This is a genomic window from Arthrobacter sp. KBS0702 (assembly GCF_005937985.2).
Lineage (GTDB): Bacteria > Actinomycetota > Actinomycetes > Actinomycetales > Micrococcaceae > Arthrobacter.
Map to the genome: position 1 here is coordinate 467,562 of NZ_CP042172.1, position 23,244 is coordinate 490,805.

General features: G+C 69.7%; 19 protein-coding genes. 7 read left to right on the forward strand and 12 right to left on the reverse strand.

What is annotated here, in order from left to right; translation table 11 throughout:
* Positions 1-2: 2 nt before the first annotated feature.
* From FFF93_RS02245 to FFF93_RS02270, 6 genes are all read right to left on the reverse strand, one after another.
* Entirely contained in the window at positions 3-752 is a 750-nt protein-coding gene (locus FFF93_RS02245) for a dienelactone hydrolase family protein (RefSeq protein ID WP_138767515.1), read from the reverse strand.
* Between the two features lie 154 nt (positions 753-906).
* Positions 907-2,205: a tRNA guanosine(34) transglycosylase Tgt gene (gene tgt / locus FFF93_RS02250; protein WP_138767514.1), complete on the reverse strand. Its 1,299-nt coding sequence runs from the start codon at positions 2,203-2,205 to the stop codon at positions 907-909.
* A gap of 33 nt (positions 2,206-2,238) precedes the next feature.
* Positions 2,239-2,964 carry an SRPBCC domain-containing protein gene (locus FFF93_RS02255; protein ID WP_138767513.1) on the reverse strand — a complete coding sequence of 242 codons (726 nt, stop codon included), beginning with the start codon at positions 2,962-2,964 and terminating at the stop codon, positions 2,239-2,241.
* Positions 2,965-3,064: 100 nt separating this feature from the next.
* Positions 3,065-4,111 carry a DUF6707 family protein gene (locus tag FFF93_RS02260; protein ID WP_138767512.1) on the reverse strand — a complete coding sequence of 349 codons (1,047 nt, stop codon included), beginning with the start codon at positions 4,109-4,111 and terminating at the stop codon, positions 3,065-3,067.
* Between the two features lie 109 nt (positions 4,112-4,220).
* On the reverse strand, positions 4,221-4,760 hold the full coding sequence (locus FFF93_RS02265) for an NUDIX hydrolase family protein (RefSeq protein WP_138767511.1): 540 nt from the start codon (positions 4,758-4,760) through the stop codon (positions 4,221-4,223).
* 63 nt (positions 4,761-4,823) lie between these two features.
* Positions 4,824-6,026 (reverse strand): CdaR family transcriptional regulator, encoded by a 1,203-nt coding sequence (locus FFF93_RS02270; protein ID WP_138767510.1) that lies wholly within the window; start codon positions 6,024-6,026, stop codon positions 4,824-4,826.
* Positions 6,027-6,187: 161 nt separating this feature from the next.
* Between FFF93_RS02270 and FFF93_RS02275 the strand changes: the two genes are divergently transcribed.
* The 5 genes from FFF93_RS02275 (at position 6,188) to FFF93_RS02295 (ending at position 13,685) form a co-directional block, all read left to right on the forward strand.
* Positions 6,188-7,516 (forward strand): MFS transporter, encoded by a 1,329-nt coding sequence (locus FFF93_RS02275; RefSeq protein WP_138767509.1) that lies wholly within the window; start codon positions 6,188-6,190, stop codon positions 7,514-7,516.
* The gene (locus FFF93_RS02280) at positions 7,513-9,273 is read left to right on the forward strand and encodes a thiamine pyrophosphate-dependent enzyme (RefSeq protein ID WP_138767508.1); all 1,761 of its coding nucleotides are present in this window, start codon (positions 7,513-7,515) and stop codon (positions 9,271-9,273) included. The genes FFF93_RS02275 and FFF93_RS02280 overlap by 4 nt, the downstream gene beginning before the upstream one ends.
* Positions 9,158-10,570, forward strand: a complete 1,413-nt coding sequence (locus FFF93_RS02285) for a gamma-aminobutyraldehyde dehydrogenase (protein WP_138767507.1) — start codon at positions 9,158-9,160, stop codon at positions 10,568-10,570. The genes FFF93_RS02280 and FFF93_RS02285 overlap by 116 nt, the downstream gene beginning before the upstream one ends.
* A 15-nt stretch (positions 10,571-10,585) precedes the next feature.
* Positions 10,586-12,319 carry an amidohydrolase gene (locus tag FFF93_RS02290; protein ID WP_138767506.1) on the forward strand — a complete coding sequence of 578 codons (1,734 nt, stop codon included), beginning with the start codon at positions 10,586-10,588 and terminating at the stop codon, positions 12,317-12,319.
* A 109-nt stretch (positions 12,320-12,428) separates the two neighbouring features.
* Complete coding sequence (locus FFF93_RS02295; protein WP_222424664.1) at positions 12,429-13,685, forward strand: M20 family metallo-hydrolase; 1,257 nt, start codon at positions 12,429-12,431, stop codon at positions 13,683-13,685.
* Here FFF93_RS02295 and FFF93_RS02300 read toward each other — a convergent pair.
* Positions 13,682-14,446, reverse strand: coding sequence for a VOC family protein (locus tag FFF93_RS02300; RefSeq protein WP_138767504.1), 765 nt, complete (start codon positions 14,444-14,446; stop codon positions 13,682-13,684). The genes FFF93_RS02295 and FFF93_RS02300 overlap by 4 nt on opposite strands.
* A 43-nt stretch (positions 14,447-14,489) precedes the next feature.
* On the opposite strand from FFF93_RS02300, the gene FFF93_RS02305 reads away from it, so the two are divergent.
* Entirely contained in the window at positions 14,490-15,107 is a 618-nt protein-coding gene (locus tag FFF93_RS02305; protein ID WP_138767503.1) for a YdeI family protein, read from the forward strand.
* A gap of 41 nt (positions 15,108-15,148) precedes the next feature.
* The gene (locus FFF93_RS02310) at positions 15,149-15,868 is read left to right on the forward strand and encodes a phosphatase PAP2 family protein (protein WP_138767502.1); all 720 of its coding nucleotides are present in this window, start codon (positions 15,149-15,151) and stop codon (positions 15,866-15,868) included.
* Here the strand turns inward: FFF93_RS02310 and FFF93_RS02315 are convergent.
* The 5 genes from FFF93_RS02315 to FFF93_RS02335 form a co-directional block, all read right to left on the reverse strand.
* Positions 15,865-17,805, reverse strand: a complete 1,941-nt coding sequence (locus tag FFF93_RS02315) for a glycogen debranching N-terminal domain-containing protein (protein WP_138767501.1) — start codon at positions 17,803-17,805, stop codon at positions 15,865-15,867. The genes FFF93_RS02310 and FFF93_RS02315 overlap by 4 nt on opposite strands.
* Before the next feature lie 54 nt (positions 17,806-17,859).
* A complete protein-coding gene (locus tag FFF93_RS02320; protein ID WP_186372211.1) occupies positions 17,860-19,035 on the reverse strand; it encodes an ABC transporter ATP-binding protein in 1,176 nt (391 codons plus the stop codon).
* Entirely contained in the window at positions 19,032-20,624 is a 1,593-nt protein-coding gene (locus FFF93_RS02325) for an iron ABC transporter permease (RefSeq protein ID WP_186372212.1), read from the reverse strand. The genes FFF93_RS02320 and FFF93_RS02325 overlap by 4 nt, the downstream gene beginning before the upstream one ends.
* Before the next feature lie 3 nt (positions 20,625-20,627).
* Positions 20,628-21,680 carry an iron ABC transporter substrate-binding protein gene (locus tag FFF93_RS02330; protein ID WP_138767500.1) on the reverse strand — a complete coding sequence of 351 codons (1,053 nt, stop codon included), beginning with the start codon at positions 21,678-21,680 and terminating at the stop codon, positions 20,628-20,630.
* A 164-nt stretch (positions 21,681-21,844) separates the two neighbouring features.
* Positions 21,845-23,161 (reverse strand): glycoside hydrolase family 76 protein, encoded by a 1,317-nt coding sequence (locus FFF93_RS02335; protein ID WP_138767499.1) that lies wholly within the window; start codon positions 23,159-23,161, stop codon positions 21,845-21,847.
* Positions 23,162-23,244: the final 83 nt, after the last annotated feature.

Consider the following 23,244-nt stretch of genomic DNA (forward strand, 5'->3'; position numbering starts at 1 on the left):
CGTCAGGCTTTGAGTGTCCCGTCGAGGAGGCTGCGGAGCTCGCGGAAGTGCCGTTCGGTGGCCTCCGGATGGAACGCGGAGGTATCGGCCATGGAATAGCCGTGGGGTGCCCCCGCGTAGACTTCGTTGCTCGACTTCAGGCCGGCTGCGTCCAGGGCGCCGCCCAGCCGCGCGACGGCGTCGGAGTCCATGCTGCGGTCGTGGTCGGCGTGGCCGAAGACAAACCGGGCACGGGCGTTGCCGAGCGCCAGATGCGGGCTGTCGGGTTCCTCGGTCGCGAGGCCGCCGCCGTGGAAGCCGCCGCACGCGGCGACAGTTTCCGGGTGGGCGGTGGCGGTGCGCACCGCGAGCCGGGCACCCATGCAGTAGCCGACGACGCCGATGCTGCCCGGGGCGACGCCGTCGAGCTTGCCAAGAGCATCCACCCAGCTGTCGATGTCGGGCAGTGCTTTGTCCGTGGTGAGGCGGCCGACGCGCGGGAACGCGGCTGCGCCGGCGGCTTCGCGCCCCTCCTGGGTGGTCATGTCTGTGTCCGGGGCCAGCTGGGCGGCCGTCCCTTCGCGGTAGAAGACGTTCGGGGCCAGGACGACGTAGCCCCAGTCCGCGATGCGCTGGCCCATTTCCTGGATGCGGGGGCGCAGGCCGAAGGCGTCCATGTAGAGGATGACGCCCGGGAACGGGCCCTCACCGGTGGAGGGGCGGGCCACCAGGGCCTCGGCTGTACCGTCTGCGGCGGGAATCTCGATAAACATCCGGCCAGCCTATCCGACGCCACTCAGACGGTTCCGTGCCCGTTCGACGTTTAGCGGCGTCGAGTGCGCACGGAACCGTCGAAACGGCGCGGCGGGGCGGGCGAGGGAGGGACGGCGCGGCGGGGCGAGGGACGGGGCGAGGGGCGGGTCGCGCCTAGGAGTAGTACCGGCCCAGGGTCTCGGCCTTGAACTCGAAGAAGGTGCCGTCCTCGATGGCGCGGCGGGCATCGTCGACCATCTTCACCACGAAACGCTCGTTGTGGATCGAGATCAGGGTGGCCGAGACCATCTCCTTGGCCTTGAACAGGTGGTGGATGTACGCCCGGGAGTAGTTCAGGCAGGCGTAGCAGTCGCAGCCTTCCTGCAGCGGGCCAAAGTCGCGCTTGTACATCGCCCCGGAGAGGTTGTACCGGCCCGTGGGGTGGTAGAACGCCGAGTTGCGGGCCACCCGGGTGGGGGAGACGCAGTCGAAGGTGTCCGCGCCGTTCTCGATCGCGGTGAAAATGTCGTCCGGTTCGGAGATGCCCAACAGGTGCCGGGGCTTGTTCTCCGGCAGCTCCTCGTTGCACCAGCGCACGATCGTGCCCAGGTTCTCCTTCTCCAGCGCCCCGCCGATGCCGAAGCCGTCGAAGTTCATGGCACCGAGATCCCGGCAGGCCTTGCGGCGCAGGTCCTCGTACTGGGCCCCCTGGATCACGCCGAACAGCGCCTGGTACGGCTTCCCGACCCGCTCCTCCGTGAGCCGGAAGTGTTCGGTGATGCATCGTTCGGCCCACCGGCGGGTGCGTTCCAGGGACTCCTCCTGGTAGCCGCGGGAGTTCTGCAGCGTGGTCAGCTCGTCGAAGGCGAACATGATGTCCGCGCCGATCTGGTGCTGGACGTTCATCGAGATCTCGGGGCTGAACCGGTGCCGGTCGCCGTTGAGGTGGCTCTTGAACCACACGCCCTCCTCGTCCACGTGGGCGAGGCGCTCCTTGCCGGGGGCGACGGCGTCGTCGGGCCCGGACGTGTCCACCGACTTCATGTCGATGACCTTCTTGAACCCCGAACCGAGGCTCATCACCTGGAAGCCGCCGGAGTCCGTGAACGTCGGGCCGCGCCAGTTCATGAAGGCGCCGAGGCCGCCGGCCTCATCCAGGACGTCCGCGCCGGGCTGCAGGTACAGGTGGTAGGCGTTGGCCAGGACGGCCTGCGCGCCGAGTTCGGCAACGGCTTCCGGCAGCACGGATTTGACCGTGGCCTTGGTGCCGACGGCGATGAACGCCGGGGTCTGGATCTCGCCGTGCGGGGTAGTGATGGTGCCGGTGCGGCCCAGGAACTCGCCGCCGTTTTCAGCAACCTGAGAGCCCGACGGCGCGCACGTTTCGCTCAGGCGCTTGCCCACTCGGAAGGAAAACTCCCCTTGCCGGGCAGGGGCGGCGGGCAGGGGCGCAAAGTCAGGATTCGCTGGCACCGTTCAAGTGTGCCAGCTAACACCGCGGATCCCTTAGTGCAGCGGGTCCGATGTGGGGTAGTTCTCAGCCCGCCAGGTGTCCCAGTGGTTGCGGATGGCTTCGAGCCGGTGCGCGCCGAGATCGTAGGTGGAGATGATCCCCAGCGAGCCGCCGTCGGGCCGGACGTCGGGGATGGCGGGCTGGTCGGCGACAATCAGCAGCCCGTCGCCGTGCTCGGCGTAGCTGTGGACCGTCAGGCCCACCTGGTGGTTGCTCCGGAACCAGACTTTCCCGGAAATCTCCTCACCGGTGGCCAGGGTGAGCGAATACGGTTCGCCGGGTTTGGGCACCTCGGACAGGCCCAGTTTGTCGATCGCGGAGCCCCCGGTCCCGGGCACGGAGAAGAAGAACGTCCGCCGCTTGCCGTGCGGGTGGTGCTCCAGGGCGAAGCGCAGCTGGTGCAGGAAGGTCAGCCAGCCCTGGGTGATGTCCTCATCCCAGGCCGCCCACTCCGAGTTGTGGTCGATCGCCGCACGCGTGACGCTGACTTCCGTGCCGGTGGGGACCGGTTTGAGGGTGAAGATATCGCCGCCGTCGACGACGATGGAGGTGTGGTCCGCGCTCTCGACCACGTTGGGGCCGAAGTAGATCGCATTGATCTCGGCGGCCTGGTCGTCGGCCTCCCAGCCGTGCCACTGGGCCACCTTCGCGGGTTCGCGCAGCATCGTCCAGACCTGCGGCGCGTCGGAGTTGATCACCACGCTGAGATTGTTCGTCATGGGGTGAATCTACAACGCACGGCGGCCGCCGGGTAGGGCCAAACGTCCACCAGGCAGGCGCCCCGGCCGGGCCGCGGAACCCGACTTCGTCCCGGTGCGCTCAGCCGCGGACGGACTCGAGTTCGTTGCCGATCCGCCGCTCCAGTTCAGGGCCGCCGATGGTCTGCGAGCCGCCGTGCGCGCGCAGGAAGAGCAGTGCCTCGAGCCGCAGCAGGCGCCATTCGCGTTCGGCGTCAGGGTTGGAATTATCGATGGCCCGGAAGATTTCCTTGTCGTACAGGTTGGGTTCGTTGAGGGAGCGCTGGCGCACCTTGGCGTTGATCCGGGCCTTGAAGGGGTCCGTCTCCATCGAGTCCGGCGCCCGGAGGAACTTCTCGTACACTTCGGCGCGTTCTTCTTCCCCGCGCTGGCGGCAGATGTAGCTGGCCAGCGCGAGGGACGCCTCGACCGAGGCCCAGCGGCCGGGGTTCCCGTCGAAGGGGAGAACGTTGAGCAGGTCCGCGACGGCGAGGGCATTCTCGGCGTCTTTGAGCACCACAAACAGTTCATGGGCCAGGTCGCTGAGGTCCTTGAGGCAGCTGCCGGACTTGGTGTTGATGCCCTTGGTGAGGCGGTCGCTGAGCAGCAGCACACCCAGCGCGTCGGGATGCGCTTCGGCCGCGGCCTCGACCACCGACTCGGGGGTTCCCTCCGGGGCCGGGATCAGGGCCAGGTCCGCTTCGCTGGGACCGCTGGCAGCCGGCGGGGCCACGGGCGGGGGAGGGACGACGACGGCGGGGGCCGCCGCAGGGCTGGCGTCTTCGGCGGGGAGGTGCTGGACCAGCTGCAGTTCCGGGCCGCCGTCGTCCGCGGACACAGCGGCGGCCCGGTCCGCGGAGGCCTCAGGGATGGAGTCCGCGGGGGTGGCCTCCGGAGAGTCCGGCTCGCTGTCCCGGACCAGGACCACGGAGCCGGCGGCGATCCGCAGCACGCCGCCGCCGGTGAGGGTGGCCCGCACGATGGCCGGCGAACCGAAATCGTCGTTGTCGACGTCCACTGACTGGATTTCGGCGGTGCGCGTGGCATCGGGCAGGAGCAGCAGATCCCCGGTCCGCAGAGATCCCGCCTGCCGTTCGCTGTAGTTCAGTGAGGCTGTGGGGTGGGTCATCTGGAGTCCTTAAATTCTCTTTCGGTCCGCTCACCAGTCTACAAAGGCCGGCGCCAGAAGTCGGGGACGCCGGGGACCCCGGCGGTCCAGCGGCTCGGTGCGGAGACCCCTAGTGACCGACGCCCGCGAAGGCGAGTGCCTGGCGGATCAGCGCCCCGCGGCCCCCGCTGAACTCCAGCTGCACGTCCGAGCTCAGCACTTCCTCCGGAGTCATCCAGGTCAGTTCGAGGGCGTCCTGGCGGGGCGAGCATTCGCCGGTGACGGGGATGATGTAGGCCAGCGCGACGGCGTGCTGCCGGTCGTCGGTGAACCCGGTGTGGGACGGGGAAGGGAAGTATTCGGCCACCGTGAAGGGGACCGGGCTGATCGGCAGCTGCGGGAAGGCCAGCGGGCCGAGGTCCTTTTCCATGTGGCGGAGCAGGGCAGCCCGGATGGTCTCGCGGTACAGCACCCGGCCGGACACCAGGGAGCGGATCATGGTGCCGTCCTCGTCGGCCTGCAGCAGCGTGCCGACCTCGTTCACAAACCCGAGCGGGTCCAGCCGGACCGGTACGGCCTCGACGTAGACCATGGGAAGCCGGCCGCGGGCCTCGAAGAGATCGTCGTCGGAGAGCCAGCCGGGATTGGGGTCGGGGGTGCGAACGTTCATGGTTAAGTTCTACCGCATCCGGGGTCCCCGGGCGTGGTCACACGGTTCAGCCTGCGGCCGGATTCAGGCCCAGGCAACGACCACGCGGGCCGCCTGCGCGGGGACGGCCAGGTCCACTCCGGTCAGTTCCTGGAACCTGCTGATCCGGTTGAGGATGGTGTTGCGGTGGCAGAACAATCGCTGCGCCGTGACGGTGATGCTCCCGGTGGCGAGGAAGCTCCGTACCGTCTCTTCCAGGCGGTCCCGTTCGCCGCCCCGGCACACCGAGAGGGCCGCGTCGAGGTCCGTGAGCAGGTCCAACCCGGCATCGTCGAGTTGTTGTTTGGCCAGCCGCGCCCAGGCGGCCTCGGCGGAGAGCGGCCCCGCGTCCGAGGGCTGCAGCAGCGAGGCCAGGATTTCGGCGGTGCGGGCCGCCGCCGGCAGGGCGCGCAGCCCGGCGACATCCGGGATGTAACCGCAAAGGATTCCGCCGAGTGCGGGGGGAACGGCCGGACGGGTAGCTTCCCGGTGCGGCGGGAGGGGCCAGAAGGCGTAGGTGTTCCCGCCGAACTCGTGGACAAAAAACCGGGTTCGGTACTGCCCGGAACCGAGACCCGTCGCGGTCTTGCGGAGGTTCACGGCCGCGCCGCCGCTGGCGGCAACCAGCCCGAAGTGCGCCGCGGGGTCCACGCCGAGAGCGGCGGCGACCTGGTTGACCGTTTCCGCGGAGGGGCTGGACTGGTTGAAGAGCCGGGCAATGAACTCGCGGCGGATGCTGGACTCTTCCTGCGCCATCCGTACCCGCTCAGTCAGGTAGCTGGTGTGCGTGCGGGTGGCGAACTCGTCCACCACCCGCCACACCCTGTCGACCCGGGAAGCCAGCAGGGCCGCGTCCTCGACGTCGGCAATCTCCAGGAGGCATTCCCAGATGATGCTGAAATCCAGCCGCACGGCCGAGATCAGCGCCTCGGGCGGGATGCCGGCGCGGGCCCGCTTGGCCCCGAGGTCCCCGGCGAAGCCAAGGAGGGACTCCGTCTCGGGTTCCGCACCGGCCTCCTGCCCGGACCCTTCGCGCTGTTTGTGGCCGCGCAGGCCGTCGACCAGCCGCCGGAAGGTTTCCCGGGCGGTGACTTCAAGGTCACCGGAACCGACCTGCTTCTCCGCGTATTCGGGTATTTCCAGGACCCTCGCGGCGAAGACTTCGGCCAGGGCCTCAATCCGCCCATGGAGCAGTTCCACCAGTTCGGCCCAGCGCAGGGCGTCGCCCGGCGAACGAAAATTGTGCATTTTCACATTCTAGACACGGATTTGCGTGATGCACTGCTAGTTATTTGGGTGAATTGTGCTGGCAGAATGAGGGAGAGCAGCCGGGTGAGCGCAGTCACACTCAGCCGCCACCACTCCGGCCGGACGGCCGATTCCATCCCTTCCGCACTATGGGAGAAACCATGGCAAGCAACGCCACCGCGCAGCTGAATCCGCAGCCGCCCCGCATTGTCGACGAGAGCGTGACCAAGAAGGTCGCGCTCGCGGCCCTGGTGGGCACCGCACTGGAGTGGTACGACTTCTTCCTGTTCACCACCGCGGCCGCCCTGGTCTTCAACACCCAGTACTTCGTGTCGCAGGACCCGTTCGTCGCCGCCATGAGCTCCTTCGCGACCCTGGCGGTCGGTTTCGTCGCCCGGCCGATCGGCGGCTTCATCTTCGGCGCCCTGGGCGACAAGATCGGGCGGAAAAAGATCCTGATGGTCACCATCGTCGGGATCGGCGTGGTCACCGGCCTGATCGGCGTGCTGCCGAACTACATGACCATCGGTGCGGCCGCCCCGGCGATCCTGGTGGCGCTGCGGATCCTGCAGGGGCTCGCGGTCGGCGGCGAATGGAGCGGCGCGGTGATTATCGCCGTCGAGAACGCCCCGGTGACCAAGCGCGCACGGTACGCGGCGCTTCCGCAGATCGGCTCCCCGATCGGCACCATCCTGTCCTCCGGCGGCTTCTTCGGCATGCTGGCCCTGGTCGGCCAGAGCAACTTCGACGCCTGGGGCTGGCGCATCCCGTTCGTGGCGGCCCTCCCGCTGCTGGCCATTTCACTCTGGATCCGCAGCAAGCTCAGCGAATCCCCGGAGTTCGAAGCCCTGATGGAGGCCGGCGAAACCGAGCACGCCCCCATCCGCGGCGTCCTGACCAAGAGCTGGCGCCAGATCCTCGTGGGCATGTGGTCGGCGCTGCTTGGCATTGGCGGTTTCTACCTGATCACCAGCTTCGTCGTCTTCTACGGCACCAAGGTCCTGAAGATGCCCTCCGAGGTCCTGCTGGCCGGGTCCCTGCTCGCCGCCGTGGTCGAAATCTTCTTCCTGATCTGGGCCGGCCGCATGGGTGAAAAGTACGGCGCCAGCAAGGTCATCCTGTGGGGCGGCGTGGCATCGGCCGTCGTCGCGATCCCGGTCTTCCTCGCGATCAACACCGCCAATCCGGTCCTGGTGATCCTCGCCATGATCGTCGGCGTCGCCACCCTGTCCATCCCCTACGCCGTCTCCGGGACCGCCCTGACCGCCCTGTTCGCGACCAAGGTCCGCTACACCGGCGTCGCCATCACCTCCAACAGCGCCGGCGTCATCTCCGGCTTCATCCCGCTGTTTGCGACGGCCCTCGTCGCCGCGGCCGGCAACTCGTTCTGGCCCGGCGCCATCATCCTGCTGGTGGTCTCCGCGCTGACCGCGATTTCCGGCCTCCTGCTGCCCGCCCTGAGCATCGAGGAAGAGGGAATGAAGCATTGAGCACCACCGCCGGCCACCTGATCGTCGCGCAGCTGGAACGGGCCGGGATCCGGCGGGTCTACGGAGTTCCGGGTGAGAGTTTCCTGGATGTCCTGGACGGGCTGCACGACTCCGCCATCGAAGCCGTCGTCACCCGCCACGAGGGCGGCGCCGGATTCATGGCGGTGGCCGAGGGGCGGCTGACCGACCTCCCGGGAGTCGCCATGGTCACCCGGGGGCCCGGGGCGGCGAACGCCTTCATCGCCGTCCACACCGCCCATCAGGACGCCACCGCGATGCTGCTCTTTGTGGGCCTCATCCCGGTGGCCGACCGTGGCCGGGAGTCCTTCCAGGAATTCGACATCAACGCCTGGTTCGGCAGCACGGCCAAGAAGGTCGTGACGCTCGACGACGCCGCCTCCGCGGCCCGCGTGGTGGACGACGCGGTCTTCACGGCTCTCAGCGGCCGGCCCGGGCCGGTGGTGATCGGATTGCCGGAGGACGTGCTGGTACAGGCCGTGGACGCCGCCACCGTTGAACCTCGCCGGGTGGCCAGGACGGAGCCCGCGGCTGCCGGGCTGGCGGAGCTGGAGGAGCGCCTTGCGGCCTCCGCGAAGCCCCTTGTGGTGGTGGGCGGCGAGGGCTGGGACCAGCACTCCTCGGACGCCCTTGCCGGCTGGGCGGAACGCCACGGCATCCCGGTGCTCGCCGACTTCCGCGCCTACGACGCCGTTCCGCACGGCAGCGGCAGCTACGCCGGCTACCTCGGTTATGCGCGCAGCGACGCCAACGCCCGGCGCCTGGACGACGCCGACCTGCTGGTCTTCGTGGGGTGTGTCCGTTCCGACGTGCTCTCCGACGGCTACACGCGCGGCCTCGACGCGGTCACCGTTGTGGTCAACCCCGATGCCGACCTCAAGGGACACTTCGGCCGGGTGGACCAGCACCTGCCGGTCCACGTCGCCGCCTTCGCCGAGGCGCTCGCCGGCACCTCGTCTGCTGTGCGGCCGGCCGCGGGCTGGCTGGCGGAGGCCCGCGCCGACTACGAAAAGTTCTCCACCGCACAGCCGGACGCGGGCAGTGCCGAAGAATCGGAGTACGTCGACCTGGACGTCGTGATGGAAATCCTGAACCAGGAGATGGACGAGGACGCGGTCATCACCTACGGCGCGGGCAACCACTCGTTGTGGGCGGCGCGCTACCTGAAGCACAACGCGGCGAACTCGCTCGCAGCGCCCCGCAACGGGGCCATGGGCATGGGAATCCCTGCCGCGGTGGCCGCATCGTTGGCGTACCCCGGGCGGCAGGTCATTTCCGTGGCCGGCGACGGCTGCTTTCTCATGAACGTCCAGGAAATCGCGACCGCCATGGGCCATGGTGCACGCTTCATCGCGTTGGTGGTGGACAACGGCATCTTCGCCACGATCCGTGAGCACCAGGAGAACCACTACCCCGGGCGTCCCTCCGGCACCCAGATGACCAACCCGGACTTCGCCGCGCTGGCACGGTCCTACGGCGGCTACGGCGAACGCGTGGACTCGCCCGAGGACTTCGCCCCGGCCTTCCGGCGTGCCGTAGCGTCCGGCCTGCCCGCCGTCCTGCATCTCCCACAGGACCCGGCGGTCCGATCACCCAGACTGCAAGCAACTAACTGGAGCCCACGTGATTACGCTCAAGAACATCATCAACGGGGCGGACGACGACGGCGGCGCCGCTGCGACCCTGCCGTTCTTCGATCCCCGCACCGGCGAGCAGCTCGGAACCGCCCCGGACAGTGACGCCGCCACGGTCGACCGCGCCTTCGCCGCGGCGCGGGCCGCGTTCGAGAGCTACAAGCGGACCACCCCCGCCGAGCGCCAGGCCATGATGCTGGCGCTCGCGGACCTGATCGAAGCCAACGCGGACCGGCTGCTGGAGGCCGAGGTGGCCTGCACCGGCAAGCCGGCGGCCGTGACCCGCAGCATCGAGATCCTGCGCGGCGCGGACCAACTGCGCTTCTTTGCCGGGGCCTGCCGCGTGGTGTCGGGCACGGCGCAGACGGAGTATGTCGCCGGGTTCTCCTCGACCGTGCGCCGCGAGCCGCTGGGCGTGATCGCCCAGATCACACCCTGGAACTACCCCCTGATGATGGCCATCTGGAAGATCGGGCCCGCCCTGGCGGCCGGCAACACCCTCGTGCTCAAGCCCGCCGACACCACGCCGTGGTCCACGGTCATCCTGGCTGAGCTTGCCCAACGGATCTATCCGGCCGGCGTCGTGAATGTGATTTGCGGCGGACGGGAAACGGGCGCCGCGATGGTGGAACACGACGTTCCCGAACTCGTCTCCATCACCGGCTCCACCCGCGCCGGCGCCCAGGTGATGTCCGCCGCGTCCGCCACGCTCAAGGATGTTCACCTGGAGCTCGGCGGAAAGGCTCCCGCCATTGTGTTCGCCGACGTCGACATCCCGCAGACCGCCCGGGAGATCGCGCTGGGCGCGTTCTTTAACGCCGGGCAGGACTGCACGGCCGTGACCCGGGTCCTCGTGGCAGAGGCGATTCACGCCGAATTTGCCCAGGCGCTCGCCGCGGCGGCGTCGGAGCTGAAGGTGGGAGGCGACGACGCCGACCTCGGTCCGCTCAACAGTGCCGCCCAGCTGGACCGGGTGGAGGGGTTCATGGACCGGCTGCCGGCCAACGCCCGGGTCCTGACCGGCGGCAAGCGGGGCGGCACCGGTTTCTACTTTGCCCCCACCGTGATCGACGGTGTGGTCCAGTCCGACGAAGTGGTCGCGGAGGAGATCTTCGGGCCCGTGGTCACCGTGCAGCCGTTCGCCACCGAGGCGGAGGCACTGGAACTCGCGAACGGCACCAAATACGCGCTGGCCTCTAGCGTCTGGTCCAACAACCACGGCGTGGTCACCCGGGTGTCGAATGACCTCGACTTCGGCTCGGTCTGGATCAACTGCCACCAGGTGATCCCCGCCGAGGCTCCGCACGGAGGCTTCAAACACTCGGGCACGGGCAAGGACCTCTCCGTGTTCGGGCTGGAGAACTACACCCGGATCAAATCGGTCACCACCTCCCACCGCTGAAAGCCGCACCAGAATATGAAACTCGATTTGCTGCTGAGAAACGCAGACATCATCACGATGGACCCGCTGCGGCCCTCGGCCACCAGCCTGGGCATCTGGCAGGGCCGCATCGTCGGCCTGGATGAAGACGTGGCGGGGCTGGACGCCGCCGAGGTGCTGGATCTTGACGGCGCGACGGTGACGCCCGGCTTCATCGACGCCCACTGCCACAGCGCCTGGTTCGGACTCGGCCTCGGCGAGCTGGACGTGGCCGGGGCGCGCGGCCTGGCCCAGCTCTACGCGCTGCTGGAAGCCGAAATCGCCGCCCAGCCCGGGCCTGCCGGGACCGCCTCGACCTCCTGGCTGCTGGCCACCGGATTCAACCAGCAACACCACGGCGGGGAGTTCCCGGACATCGCCGTGCTGGACCGGATTACCGGCGAACGCCCCCTGCTGATGCGCCACAACTCCGGCCACATGGCGGTGGTGAACACCGCGGCCCTCCGCCTTGCCGGCGCCGACGACGCCTCCTTCCCCGACCCCGACGGCGGCGTGATTGTCCGTGACGGCGCCGGGCGGCCGACCGGGCTGGTGGAGGAAACCGCGCAGCAGCTGGTCCAGCAACTCATCCTGCCCTACCCGATCGCGGACCTGGAGACGGCGCTCGAACGGGCCACCCGGCGCTACGCCTCCGAGGGCATCACGAGCTTCACTGAGGCCGGGATCGGCGGCGGCTGGATCGGCCACAGCCCGGTGGAACTCGCCGCCTACCAGCGGGCGGCGGAAAACGGCCGGCTGCATGCGCGCGCTCAGCTGATGCCGGTGCTCGAGGTATTGCGTCCGCTCGCCGGCCATGACCAGGATTCCCCGGGGGTTGCGCCGGCCGGGCTGGACCTGGGCATCGCCACGGGATTCGGCGGCGAGTTCCTCTCGCTGGGCCCGGCGAAGGTCTTCCTGGACGGGTCCTTGCTCGGCGAGACGGCGGCGGTAAGCCAGGAGTTCTGCAGCCACAGCCACAAGGACAACGCCGGGAACGTCGGTTACTTCCAGGCCGATCCGCTGCAGCTCCGCGCCGAGATCGAAGCCGCCTACGCCGCCGGCTGGTCCATTGCCGCGCACGCCATCGGAGACCGGGCGGTGGATTTGGCCATCGACATCATCGCCGGCTGCGAACGCCGGTTCGGGCGGCGGGCCGTTCCCAACCGCATCGAACACGCGTCGATGACCCGCCCGGACCAGCTGGAGCAGCTGGCCGCCGCCGGGATCGCGGTGACGCCGCAAGCAAGCTTCTTCCACGAGGGCGGGGACGGCATGACCGCGTCCCTCGGCCCTGAACGCATCGGCTGGGCGTACCGGGCGTCGTCGTTCCTCGAGGCCGGGGTCACCCTGGCCGGAAGCTCGGACCGGCCCGTGGCAGACGGCAACGTCCTGCGCGGCATGCAGGCCTTCGTCGACCGGCGCACCTCCTCCGGAGCGCTCTTCGGCAACCCGTCGGAATGCCTGACCCCCCGGCAGGCACTGGCGGCCTACACCACGGGGGCTGCGGCGGCCACCGGGGCGGCGCAGCTCAAGGGCTCCCTGGAACCCGGCAAGCTGGCCGACTTCACCGTGCTGTCCGGCTCGCCCCTGACCGCGGAGCGGATCGACGGCCTGGAAGTCCTCGCCACCGCCGTCGGCGGCCGTTTCACCCACAAGGCGCTCCCCGGACCGTTGTCGGGACCGCTATCCGGACCCCTGTCCGGCGGCGCCGCGGCCGTGCGGCACCAATAAGCGCAGCGCCAACACCCAACCCACCAGCCCGCCACCAGCCCCAGGGGAATCAGTGACCACCAGCAAATTCAGTCCCGCCGACGACGCGTTCCTCCGCGACTTCGCCACCATGAGCCGCTTCGGCGCCACACCCAACGGAGGGGTGGACCGCCAGGCGGCCACCGCGGCCGACGGCGAGCAACGGCGCTGGCTCACGGGTCTGCTCGAGGCACGCGGTTTTAGCGTCAGGTTCGACCGCGCCGGCAACCAGTGGGGCCTCTACGAGGCAGTCCCCGGGGCGCCTTTCGTGGTGGTCGGCTCGCACATGGACTCACAGCCGACGGCGGGCCGTTACGACGGCGCCTACGGCGTCCTGGCCGCGGCCCATGCCGCGTTCCGGCTTACGGAGGCGTGGGCCGCAGGGTCCCCGGGCAACCCCGGGACCGGTGCGCCCAAGTTCAACATCGCCGTCGTCAACTGGTTCAACGAGGAAGGCTCACGGTTCAAGCCGTCCATGATGGGTTCCTCGGTCTACACCGGCAAGCTCGCCCTGGAGACGGCGCTGGAGACCACGGACGCCGCCGGGACCTCGGTGCGAGAAGCCCTGGACGCCATCGGGGGCCGCGGGGACTACGACGGTCCGGAGGCGGCATACTGCGCCGAAATCCACATCGAGCAGGGCCGCAGCATGGAGCGGGGCGGCATCACGATCGGGCTGGTGCATTCGAACTGGGCAGCCAACAAGTACGAGTTCGTGGTCCACGGCGAACAGGCGCACACCGGGTCCACCGTGATCGCCGACCGCAAGGATGCCCTGCTGGGAGCGTCCATGATGGTGGTGGCAGCCCGCGAGCTCGCCGACCAATTCTCCGGCGTGCTGCACACGTCGGTGGGCCAGTTGACGGTCTACCCCAACTCACCGGTCGTGGTGCCGTCACGGGTCAACCTGCTGCTGGACCTGCGCAGTGCCGATGAGGAAGTCCTCGCCGAGGCCGACGCGCTGTTGCACCAGCGGATCACCGGCATCGAGCGGCTGGCCAACGTCACCGTCCAGCGCCACCAGGGGCACTCGTGGCCCGTGACCCCCTACCAGCCCGAGGGTGTGGAACTCGCGGCCAAGGTCGCCGCGGACCTGGGCCTGTCCAGCCGGCAGGTGATGACCCTGGCGGGGCATGACTCCACCAACATGAAGGACCTGGTCCCGACCGTCATGCTGTTCGTCCCCAGCGTGGACGGCATCTCGCACAACGAGCACGAATTCACCACGGACGAGGACACCGTGGCGGGCGTCGCCATGCTCACGGAGGTACTCAGCCGGCTGTGTCACGGGGCGCTCGCCGACGCAGACACCGCCGAGGCAGACACCACCGGCACGGACCGGGTCTAGGCCCCTTCCGGCGCCGAGGAGATCCAGAGGGCGTGCGGGTGGGCGGAGCCGCCGTCGGCGTCCGGGTTGCCGACGTGCAGGAGCGGCACGGCGGCTTCCTCCCGCATCGCAACGTCGTGCCCCGCCCCGGCGAGGCGCTCCCGCAGCAGCTCAAGGTCGCCCCCGTATTCGAAGCCCAGCCCGGCGCCCCCGGCTCCCCGAGCAGTCCCGGCGGCCGCGTCGACCATCAGCACCCCGCCGTTTTTCGCCGTGAACGCCTCGGTTTCGGTGGCGTCCGCGTCGGGCGCCGGGCGGGGGCGGGCCCCGATGTCGCGCAGTGTCCGGGCCGCCGCCGTCGGATCCTCCGCAAACCAGACGCCGACGACGGCGAGGCCCGGATCCGCCTCCGCGGACGTGGACCAGGTGCCGTCGGACGCCCGCGTGGCGGGGTCGGCCAGGAAGCTGAAGCCGCCATCGGCCGTGACCCGGCACGAGGGTCCGTGGTCCGCCTCGATGAGCTCGGCGGTGGTGCCGGCACTGCCCGCACCGGCTTCGTTGGTCCGGCGGGCAAACTCCGCCAAGTCGCCGACCTTGACGCCGAAAGCGGTGGTGCCGTCCTCCGCGGAGCCCGCCTCGGCGAAATGCAGCGCGAGGCGCCCGGCGCCGGCGTCGAACTCCCGCCAGGTGGCCTCGTCGACGGTCTTGACCATGCCCAGGTCGGCCAGCAGGCGCTCCCACTGATCCAGCCGGGAGGTGAAATGGATGGGGCGGACACGCAGCATGGGAGTCTCCCTGATGGGTTGGGGCCGGGAGCACAATGGTGCCATGGCCGATGAGCTAGAGGAACTGCTGGTGAAAGATGCCGCCGCCTGGCGCGCCTGGTTGGAGAGGCACCACGCGGACAGCCCCGGAGTGTGGCTGGTGCTGCACAAGAAGGGTGGTTCGGTGACGGAGCTGGATTACGAGGCCGCCCTGCAGGAGGCGCTTTGCTTTGGCTGGATCGACGGCCAGGGACGGCGCCGGGACGCGGAGACGTCCTTCCAGCGGATGACCCACCGCGGACCGAAAAGCGTCTGGTCGGCCCGGAACGTGGAACGCATCGGGCGCCTCGAAGCGGCGGGACGGATGGCCCCGGCGGGGCGGGCCGCCGTCGAAAGCGCCAAGGCGGATGGCCGCTGGGAGGCGGCCTACTCGGGCCAGGCCTCGGCGGAGGTGCCGGAGGATCTCGCCGCGGCCATTGCGGCGGAACCGCGGGCCCAGGCCATGTTCGACGTCCTGACCTCGGTGAACCGGTACGCGCTGATCTACCGGACCAACGCGGTCAAGCAGCCTGCCACGCGGGAACGCAAGATCGCGGGGTTCGTGGAAATGCTCGCCCGCCACGAGACGCCCTACCCGCAAAAACGGCGGCCGGACCCGGGGCTTTCAGCGCCTTCCCAGTAACGGTTCGGGATACCGACAGCCAGAACTGGCATAGTAGCCCAATGCCTAATACCCAACTCGTGCAGCCCAGGGGTGCCGAGCCCGCCGTGCGCTCGCAGCGCGCGGCGTTCTTTGCTGCCGCCGGACTGCTGGTGGCTGGCGAGACTGTTTTCTGGCTTATGCTGGCCGCGGTCCAGACGAAATCCGGCCTCGCGCTGCTCGACGGCGGTGTCCACGACGCCCTGGTCGCCGGCCGTTCGCCCGTCGCCACCGCGATCCTGGCCGCAGTCAGCACCGTCACCTCCCCGACCTGGATGACGGTCATCGGGGGGTTGCTGGCGCTTGGCTGGGCCCTCTGGAAACGCGAAGTCTGGCGGCCGGCCCTGCTCCTCGGAGCCATGGCGGCCACCTTCGGGGCTTCCACCCTCATCAAGCACCAGATCGCACGCGCCCGGCCCTCGGCCGCCGATTTCCTGATGGGCCCGGACGATGCCTTGTCCTTCCCCTCTGGGCACACGTTCGGGACCGGCGTCTTCCTGCTGGTGCTGGTGTACCTGCTGCTGGGGCACGGCGGGGCCCGGACGGTGCGGCGTTCGACGGCGGTGCTGGCGTTCTCGGCGGCGGCAGCCGGAACGTTGCTGGTCGCGTTCAGCCGGCTCTACCTCGGCTACCACTGGCTGACGGACGTGGTGGCCTCGATGGGGCTGGCGGTCGCGGTGACGGGAATCGTGGTCCTGGTGGACGGCCTGCGGGACGCGCGGAAGGCAGTCCCGGCAGCCTAGAAGGCGACGCCGAGGGCCTGGGCGAGGACCACCGCCGAGGCCGAGGACCAGGCTTGCGGGTGGCAGGAGGCCGGATACGGCACCGCCCGCCCGGACTCGGCAGCGGTGACACCGGAGAAGAGCTCCGGGAGCCGGTGGCCGAACGCGCCGGAGGCCGCCAGCAGGCCCTCGGCGAGCACGCGGGCCTCGGCAGTGAATCCTTCGGCGAGCAGGCCCCGGATCGCGATGGCGGTGTCGTGGCTCCAGACCGAGCCGCAGTGGTAGCTGAAAGGCCAGAAGCCCGCCGCCCGCCGGGACAGGGTGTGCAGGCCGTAGCCGGAGAACAGCTCCGGGCCGAGCAGTCGGTCCGCCACAAGCCGCGCCTCACCGGCCTCCAGGATCCCGGTGCCCAGCAGATGCCCCATGTTGGACCCCGGGATGTCCAGCGGCTCGCCGTGGCCGTCGAGCGCCATGGCCGGGAAGCTACCGGCGCCGTCCTGCACCCAGAACCGCTCGCGGAAGTTGTGCTTCAGCGCCGCCGCGAAGTCGCGCAACTCCTGGGCTCCCGGCTCGCCATAGGCGTCAAACAGGTCCGCCGTCTGCACGGCCGCCTGGTAGGCGTAGCCCTGGACCTCGGAAAGGGCGATCGGGCCGTCCGCGTGCCGGCCGTCGCTGAACTGCATGGCGTCCCGGGAGTCTTTCCAGCCTTGGTTGCTCAGGCCGTGCCCGGAAGTGTCCTGGTAGCTGAGGAAACCGGCGTTGGCGGTAGTGCCGGCGGCGGCAGTCCCCGCAGCTCCGCTGCTGGCCGAGCCCGCAGCCAGCAGCCACTGAGCGGCGCGGGCGGCGCTGGGCAGCAGGGAACGGACTGCGCCGTCGTCGGTGCCGGCACGGCCCAACTCGCCCAGCAGGCACAGCCAGAGCGGGGTGGAGTCCACCGCGCCGAAGTACACCGGCGGCAACCGCAACGCCTGGCTTTCCAGGACCAGTTCCTTGGCCCGCAGTTCATGCAGGATCTTGCCGGGCTCCTCGGCCGCCGCAGGGTCGGTTTTGGTGCCCTGGTAGGCGGCGAGGGCGCGCAGGGTTCCGGCGGCCAAGGGGGCGTCGAGTGGGAGCAGCAGCCGCGCCGCCCAGAGCGAATCGCGGCCGAAGAGGGTGAAGTACCAGGGTGCCCCGGCGGCCAGGAAGGGTGCGTCCGGGGCCTGGCGGCTGGCCAGCCGGAGTCCGTCGAGTTCGTCGAGGGAGTTGTCCAGGAGCAGGCCCAGCGGCCCCTCCGGCACAGCCCGGATGCGGCGGGGAGCCGGCAGCGGTGCGGCCACCACGGCGTCCTCACTGTCGCTCAACACGGCCTGCCATTCCGCTTCCAGCGGCCTGCCGCGGCCCGCGGTGCCGCGCCAGCTGAGCCGCTCCCCGGGGCCAACCCCTCCCGGCGCGGAGACCGTCAGGGTCTTGCCGCCCTCGCTCCAGCGCAGCGAGGACGCGTCCGCCGCGGCGGGCTGCAACGGGTCGCGGAAGCGGCCGAGCCGGATGGCGGCCATGTCGGTGAAATCCGCGGCCAGCCGCACCTCTATCTCTGCGTCTACCGCCTCCTGCGAGGTGCTCACCCGCAGCGAGACGCGGACGGCGCCGGGCGTTACGGTCCAGGTCTGGAGGAGTTCGACGGCGGGGTCCTCGGTGGGCCCCTCGATGCCGCGTACCAGGCCGCGGACGCGGAGCACGCCGCCCGGGGAGGCCTCCACCGTGGCCGGTTCGGGCGCGAACCCGTTGACCGTCACCTCGGCCCGGCACAGCATCCGGGTGTCCCCGTGCAGCAGCCCGGTGAACCACCCGCCGGTGCCGGTACCTGTACCGGTGTCGGTGCCGGGTGCGCCGCCGGCCAGCCGGCCGTCGGCGTCGAGCCATACCTGGGTGGGGGCGGCCACGGAGCAGTGCTGGCGGTGAAGGGCTGGTTGAACAGTCATGCGCCCCAGCCTATGCCGGAGGCCCGGGCCCGACCTAGGCCCGGCCGCGGGCGCTCAGTCCTGCGCGTCGTCCTCCATCGGGAAGGCCACGGCCTCACCCACCACCCGCAGGCAAAGTTCGGTGCCGGGGCGGGCGATCGAGGCGTTCCAGTGCCGGATGGTGATGATCTCGCCGCCGCCGGGGTAGCGGTGGTCCGCCACGGCGCCCTCGGCGAGGACCGGCGGGACGGCGAGCTTGAGCCGGACCGTGGTCTCCGGGCCGAAGTAGTCCGTGTCCACGACGGTGCCGCGGATGGGCCCGTCCTCCGCGATCCGGATCTGCTCGGGCCGGAGCATCAGCTGCACGCGGCCCTGCGCCGGCGGCCGGCGGACCGGAATGCCGCCCAGCGAGCAGGTCGCGAGCGAGCCTTCCATCCAGGCGTCCAGGATCACCGCGTCGCCCAGGAACTCCGCGGTGGCCCGGTCCGCGGGGCGGGTGTAGACCACGAACGGGTTGCCGATCTGGGCGAGCTTTCCGCCCCGCATCACCGCCACCTGGTCGGCGAAGGAGAGCGCCTCGGCCTGGTCGTGGGTGACCAGGATGGTGGTCACCCCGGCGTCGTGGAGTACCTTGCCGACGGTGCGCCGGGTGGCGACGCGCAGCCCGGCGTCGAGCGCGGAGAAGGGTTCGTCCAGCAGCATGAGTTCCGGTTCGCGGGCAAGGGCGCGGGCCAGCGCGATGCGCTGCTGCTGGCCGCCGGAGAGCTGGTGGGGCCGCCGCTTGGCCATGGCCGGGTCCAGCGCGACCATCTCGAGCAGCTCGGCAACCCGGGACTTGATGCCGCGGTGGCCGCCGGGGAGCTTGCCGGCGTCCAGACCGAAGGAGATGTTCTGGCCCACGGTCAGGTGCGGGAAGAGGGCGCCGTCCTGGGCCACATAGCCGACATGCCGTTTGTGCGCGGGAACCCAGGCGCCGTCGCCGGCCACCTTGGTGCCGTTGAGCGAGATGCTGCCCGTGTCGGGGTGTTCGAAGCCGGCGATCAACCTCAGCAAGGTGGTCTTGCCCGAGCCGGAGGGGCCCACGATCGCCGTCGTCCCGCCCTTAGCGACGGGGAGGTTGACACCCTTGAGGACAGCCTGGGAGCCGAAGTTCTTGGTCACGGCCTCGACCTCGAGGTGGCTGTTGGTGCTGGGCGCCACGGAGGGGGCGATCCGGGGTTCCGGAAGCCGGGAGGGGTTTTGTTCGGTCACTGTCCCGCTGCTTTCTTGGACTGCTGGAAGAGGAGGTAGGTCATCGGCGCCGAGATCAGGATCATCAGCAGGGCGTACGGTGCGGCGCCGGCGTAGTCGATTTCGCTGCTCTTGCTCCAGAACTCGGTAGCCAGGGTGCGGGTCCCGTTGGGGGAGAGCAGCAGCGTGGCCGTCAGCTCGTTGACGATCCCGAGGAACACCAGGGCGGCGCCGCCTGCCGCAGCCGGGGCGGTGAGGCGCAGGGTGACCCGGAGGAACGCAAGCAACGGCGGCTTGCCGAGGGCCTGCGCGGCCTCATCGAGCTCCTTGGGCGCCTGCGCGAGCCCGGAGCGGATGTTCACCAGTGCCCGCGGCAGGAACAGCAGCACGTAGGCGGCGACCAGCAGCGCGGTGGTCTGGTAGAGGGCGGGCGCCATCCGGATGCTCACGGTCACGAAAGCCAGGCCGACGACGATCCCGGGCATCGAGCTGGTGATGTAGTTGGAGAGCTCCAGGGCCTTGCTGAACCAGCCCGGATGCCGCACGGCGAGGTACGCCATCGGGAACGCGACCACCGTGGTGGCAAGGGCGCCGGCCAGGCCGTAGCCGAGGGTCTGCAGCAGCGCGGGCAGGAACGCCTCGGCCGCCCAGACGTCGGACCCGCCGGCGTAGATCCAGCGCAGCACAAAGGTCAGCGGAAGCCCGAACGCCAGCCCGGTCAGGGCCAGCAGGGACAGCTGCGCGGGCAGCTGGTAGGCGTGCAGCGGCAGGCGCAGGGCACGGGCCTGGGCGCCGGAACCCACCCGCGCGTACCGGGCGGTGCCGCGGCTGCGCACCTCGACCAGCAGCAGGATCAGGCAGAAGAACACCAGCACGCTGGCCAGCATGTTCCCGGCCGTCCCGTTGAAGGTGGACTGGTACTGGACCATGATCGCGGTGGTGAAGGTGTCGAAGCGGATCATCGCGAAGGCGCCGTACTCGGCCAGCAGGTGGAGCGAGACCAGCAGCGCGCCGCCGGTCATTGCGATCCGGAGCTGGGGCAGCACCACACGGAAGAAGGCGCGCCAGGCCCCGAGTCCCAGGGACGCGGCGGACTGCTCGATCGCCGGGTCGAGCCGGCTGAGCGTCGCGGCAGCGGGGATGTAGACCAACGGGAAGTAGGACAGCGTCGCGATCAGCACCCCGGACCACAGCCCGCCCATCGAGGGAACGGCGGAGACCCAGGCATAGCTGTTGACGAACGCCGGAACGGCCAGCGGCGCGGCGAGCAGGACGGCCCAGCCCTTGTGGCCCTTGAGGTTGGTGCGTTCCACCAGCCAGGCGCCGCCCACGCCCAGGACCAGGCAGAGCGGCACGGTGATCACCGTGAGCAGCACGGTGTTGAGCAGGAGCTCGCCCACCCGGGCGCGGAAGATCAGGCCGACGGCGGTGTCCCAACCGGTGGCCACCGTCATGACTGCCACGTAGCCGAGCGGGATCAACGAGAAAAGGGCGATCAGGACCGCCAGGATGGCCACCACGGAGACGCCGAAAGGCGGGCGGGGGCGCTTGCCCCTGCCCGCCGTCGTCGTGCCTCCGGTGGTTCCGGGAGCCGCCAGTGTTCTGGTCACTGGTTAGAGCAGTCCTGCCCTGGTCATCAAATCGGTGACCTTGGCGGAGTTGAGCTTGGCCGGATCGACCTTGGGGGCCTGGAGTTCCGGGAGCGGCACCAGCTTGTCGTTGGCCGGTACGCCGGAGCCGACCGCGTACTCGAAGGACGTGCCCTTCTGCAGCACTTCCTGGCCCTTCTTGCCGGTGATGAACTTCAGGAAGGCCTGGGCGGCCGCGGCGTTCTTCGAGGACTTGAGCACGCCGCCGCCGGAGACGGACACGAACGCGCCGGGGTCCTGGTTCTTGAAGTAGAACGGCGTGACGTTCTTGGAGTTCTCGCCGGTCTTGGCCTGGTCGCCGTAGTAGTAGTAGTGGTAGATCAGGGCGGCGTCCACCTCGCCGGCGTTGACGGCCTTCATGGCCGTGCTGTTGCCCTTGTACGCCTTGTAGTTCTCCTTCATGCCCTTGAGCCATTCCTCCGTGGCGGCCTCGCCTTTGAGTTCCAGCAGGGCGGAGACGATCGCCTGGAAGTCGGCGCCGGACGGCGATGCCGCCCACTTGCCCTTCCACTCGGGCTTGGCCAGGTCCAGCATGGACTTGGGCAGCTTGTCCTGGCTCAGCTTGGCCTTGTCGTAGACCAGGACGGTGGAGCGGGCGGCGATGCCGGTCCACTTGTTCGTGGAGGGCCGGAATTCGGCCGGAACCTGGTCGACGGTGGCCTTGTCCACGTCCGCGAACAGCCCGGCGTTTTCCACCTGGGCCATGGCGGGGGAGTTCTCGGTGAGGAACACATCGGCGCGGGAGGCCGCGCCTTCCTGGACGATCTGGTTGGACATTTCGGTGTCGTCGCCCTGGCGCAGGGTGACCTTGATGCCGGTTTCCGCGGTGAAGGCGTCAACCCATTCCTTCGTCAGGGATTCGTGCTGGGCGTTGTAGACCGTAATCTCCCCGGCCGGCTTGCCGTCGGCTCCGGTGGTGCTGCCGGAGGTCGAGGCGCCGGAGCCGCAGGCTGCGAGGCTGAGCGCGGCGGTGGCGGCGAGGGCGATGCCTGCCAGCGCATTGTTGCGGATCTTCATGAGGCTACTTTCTGCAAGGAAAAGGTCGTAGGTGCCTAACCTCCGTGAGCGGGAAGTTAGGGCATGCTCACTACGAAAAACTGTAGGTTAGCCAAACCTAAGCAACCAAGCCGAGAGTGCCATAAGTGATGAGGATCACACGAATTACGAAACTATTGCGTGACTTAATTCCCGGAAGAGGTTTCCGCCGCGGTATCGGGGGCGGCTTCGGAGACGTCTTCGGAGGCGCTGGGCGCCGGGGTTTCCGGGGCCGATTCCGCGGCGGTTTCGGTGGTGGGCTTCCCGACGGCGGGCAGCTTCCCGGCGATCGAGGCCGCGGCCTCCAGCACCATCCACGCCTGCAGCTGCGTGGACAGTTCGACGGCGGACCCGGCCGGGTAGCTCCGGCGGGCCGGCAGTTCCGGGCGGGCCGAGAAGACCAGCCGGGCGCCCCGGCGTGCCAGCGGCTCCTGCGCCCCCACCAGGCGGCGTCCCTCCCAGAAGGACTCCGCCGTGTCCGTCACGAGCAGGGCAGCCGTGGCCCGGGTCTCGGCGGGGAGCCGTTCGTCGACGGCGGCGAGGGCCAGGTAGCGGACGAGGACCCCGGTGAAGAGGCCGCCGTCGCCGGTTCCCTCGGAACGGAGCACCGCGGCTTTGCGCCCCATCAGCGGGGCCTGCACGGTGAGATTGCGCTCCACCGCCGCCACCAGCGCCGCCGCCCGCTCAAGGTTCGCGTCGCCGCCCATTTCCAGCAGGGCGCCGAGGACCGGGCCCTGGTTGTACGTGTAGATGGCGCTCTCCAGCACCAGTTCGCCGCCGGGGGCGATCCGCAGACCGTCCCGGTACATTCCCTGTTCCGGGTCGTAGAGCTTGGCATCCAGCCAGTCCAGCAGGGCCTGGGCCTTCGCCGCCTGCCCGGTCCGGGCGTAGTACAGCGCCACCGGGGCCGTGGCCGGGGTGTTTTTGAAGTCCCGCTTTTTGCTCCAGAACGTGCCGCCGCCCAGGTCGTCGGTCGAGGCCGAGTCGAACTGGAGGGTGAGGCTCTTGAGCACCTTGGCGTTGCGGCGCCGGCCGGTGGTCTTGCGGGTGTCCTCGGCGAGCTTCTCCAGCCGCAGGGTGGCCAGGGCCAGCCAGGCCATGTCGTCGTAATAGCTGTTGACCACGGTCAGGAAGTTCCGCAGCCGGATGCCGGTGACCAGCCGGGAGGCCAACTTGCCGGCGCTGGGCAGGTTGTCGCCGTCGAACTTGGCCGGAGTGTGGCCCTCGCCGCCGAGCTCCCGGCGGCCGGTGTCTATGAGGCAGTCCACGTAGTGCGCCTGCCACCAGTAGTGCCACGGCCGGGCCAGGTTCTTCAGCCGGCCGGACGGGCGGCTGGTGGCGGCGATGTGGGTGCCGGGCAGGAAAAAGAGGCGCTGCCCGAACAGCCGGGTCACCGAACGCGCGGCTTCATCGGCGCGGAAGGACCAGTTCGGGGCAGGGGAGTGGGCGGCGGCTGCGGTCATGGTCCCAGCGTAGTGGCGCGGGCCACTCCGGCACGGAATGGCGGGGCCGAGGTGCGCAATGTTTGTATTCCAGTTAACCTGAA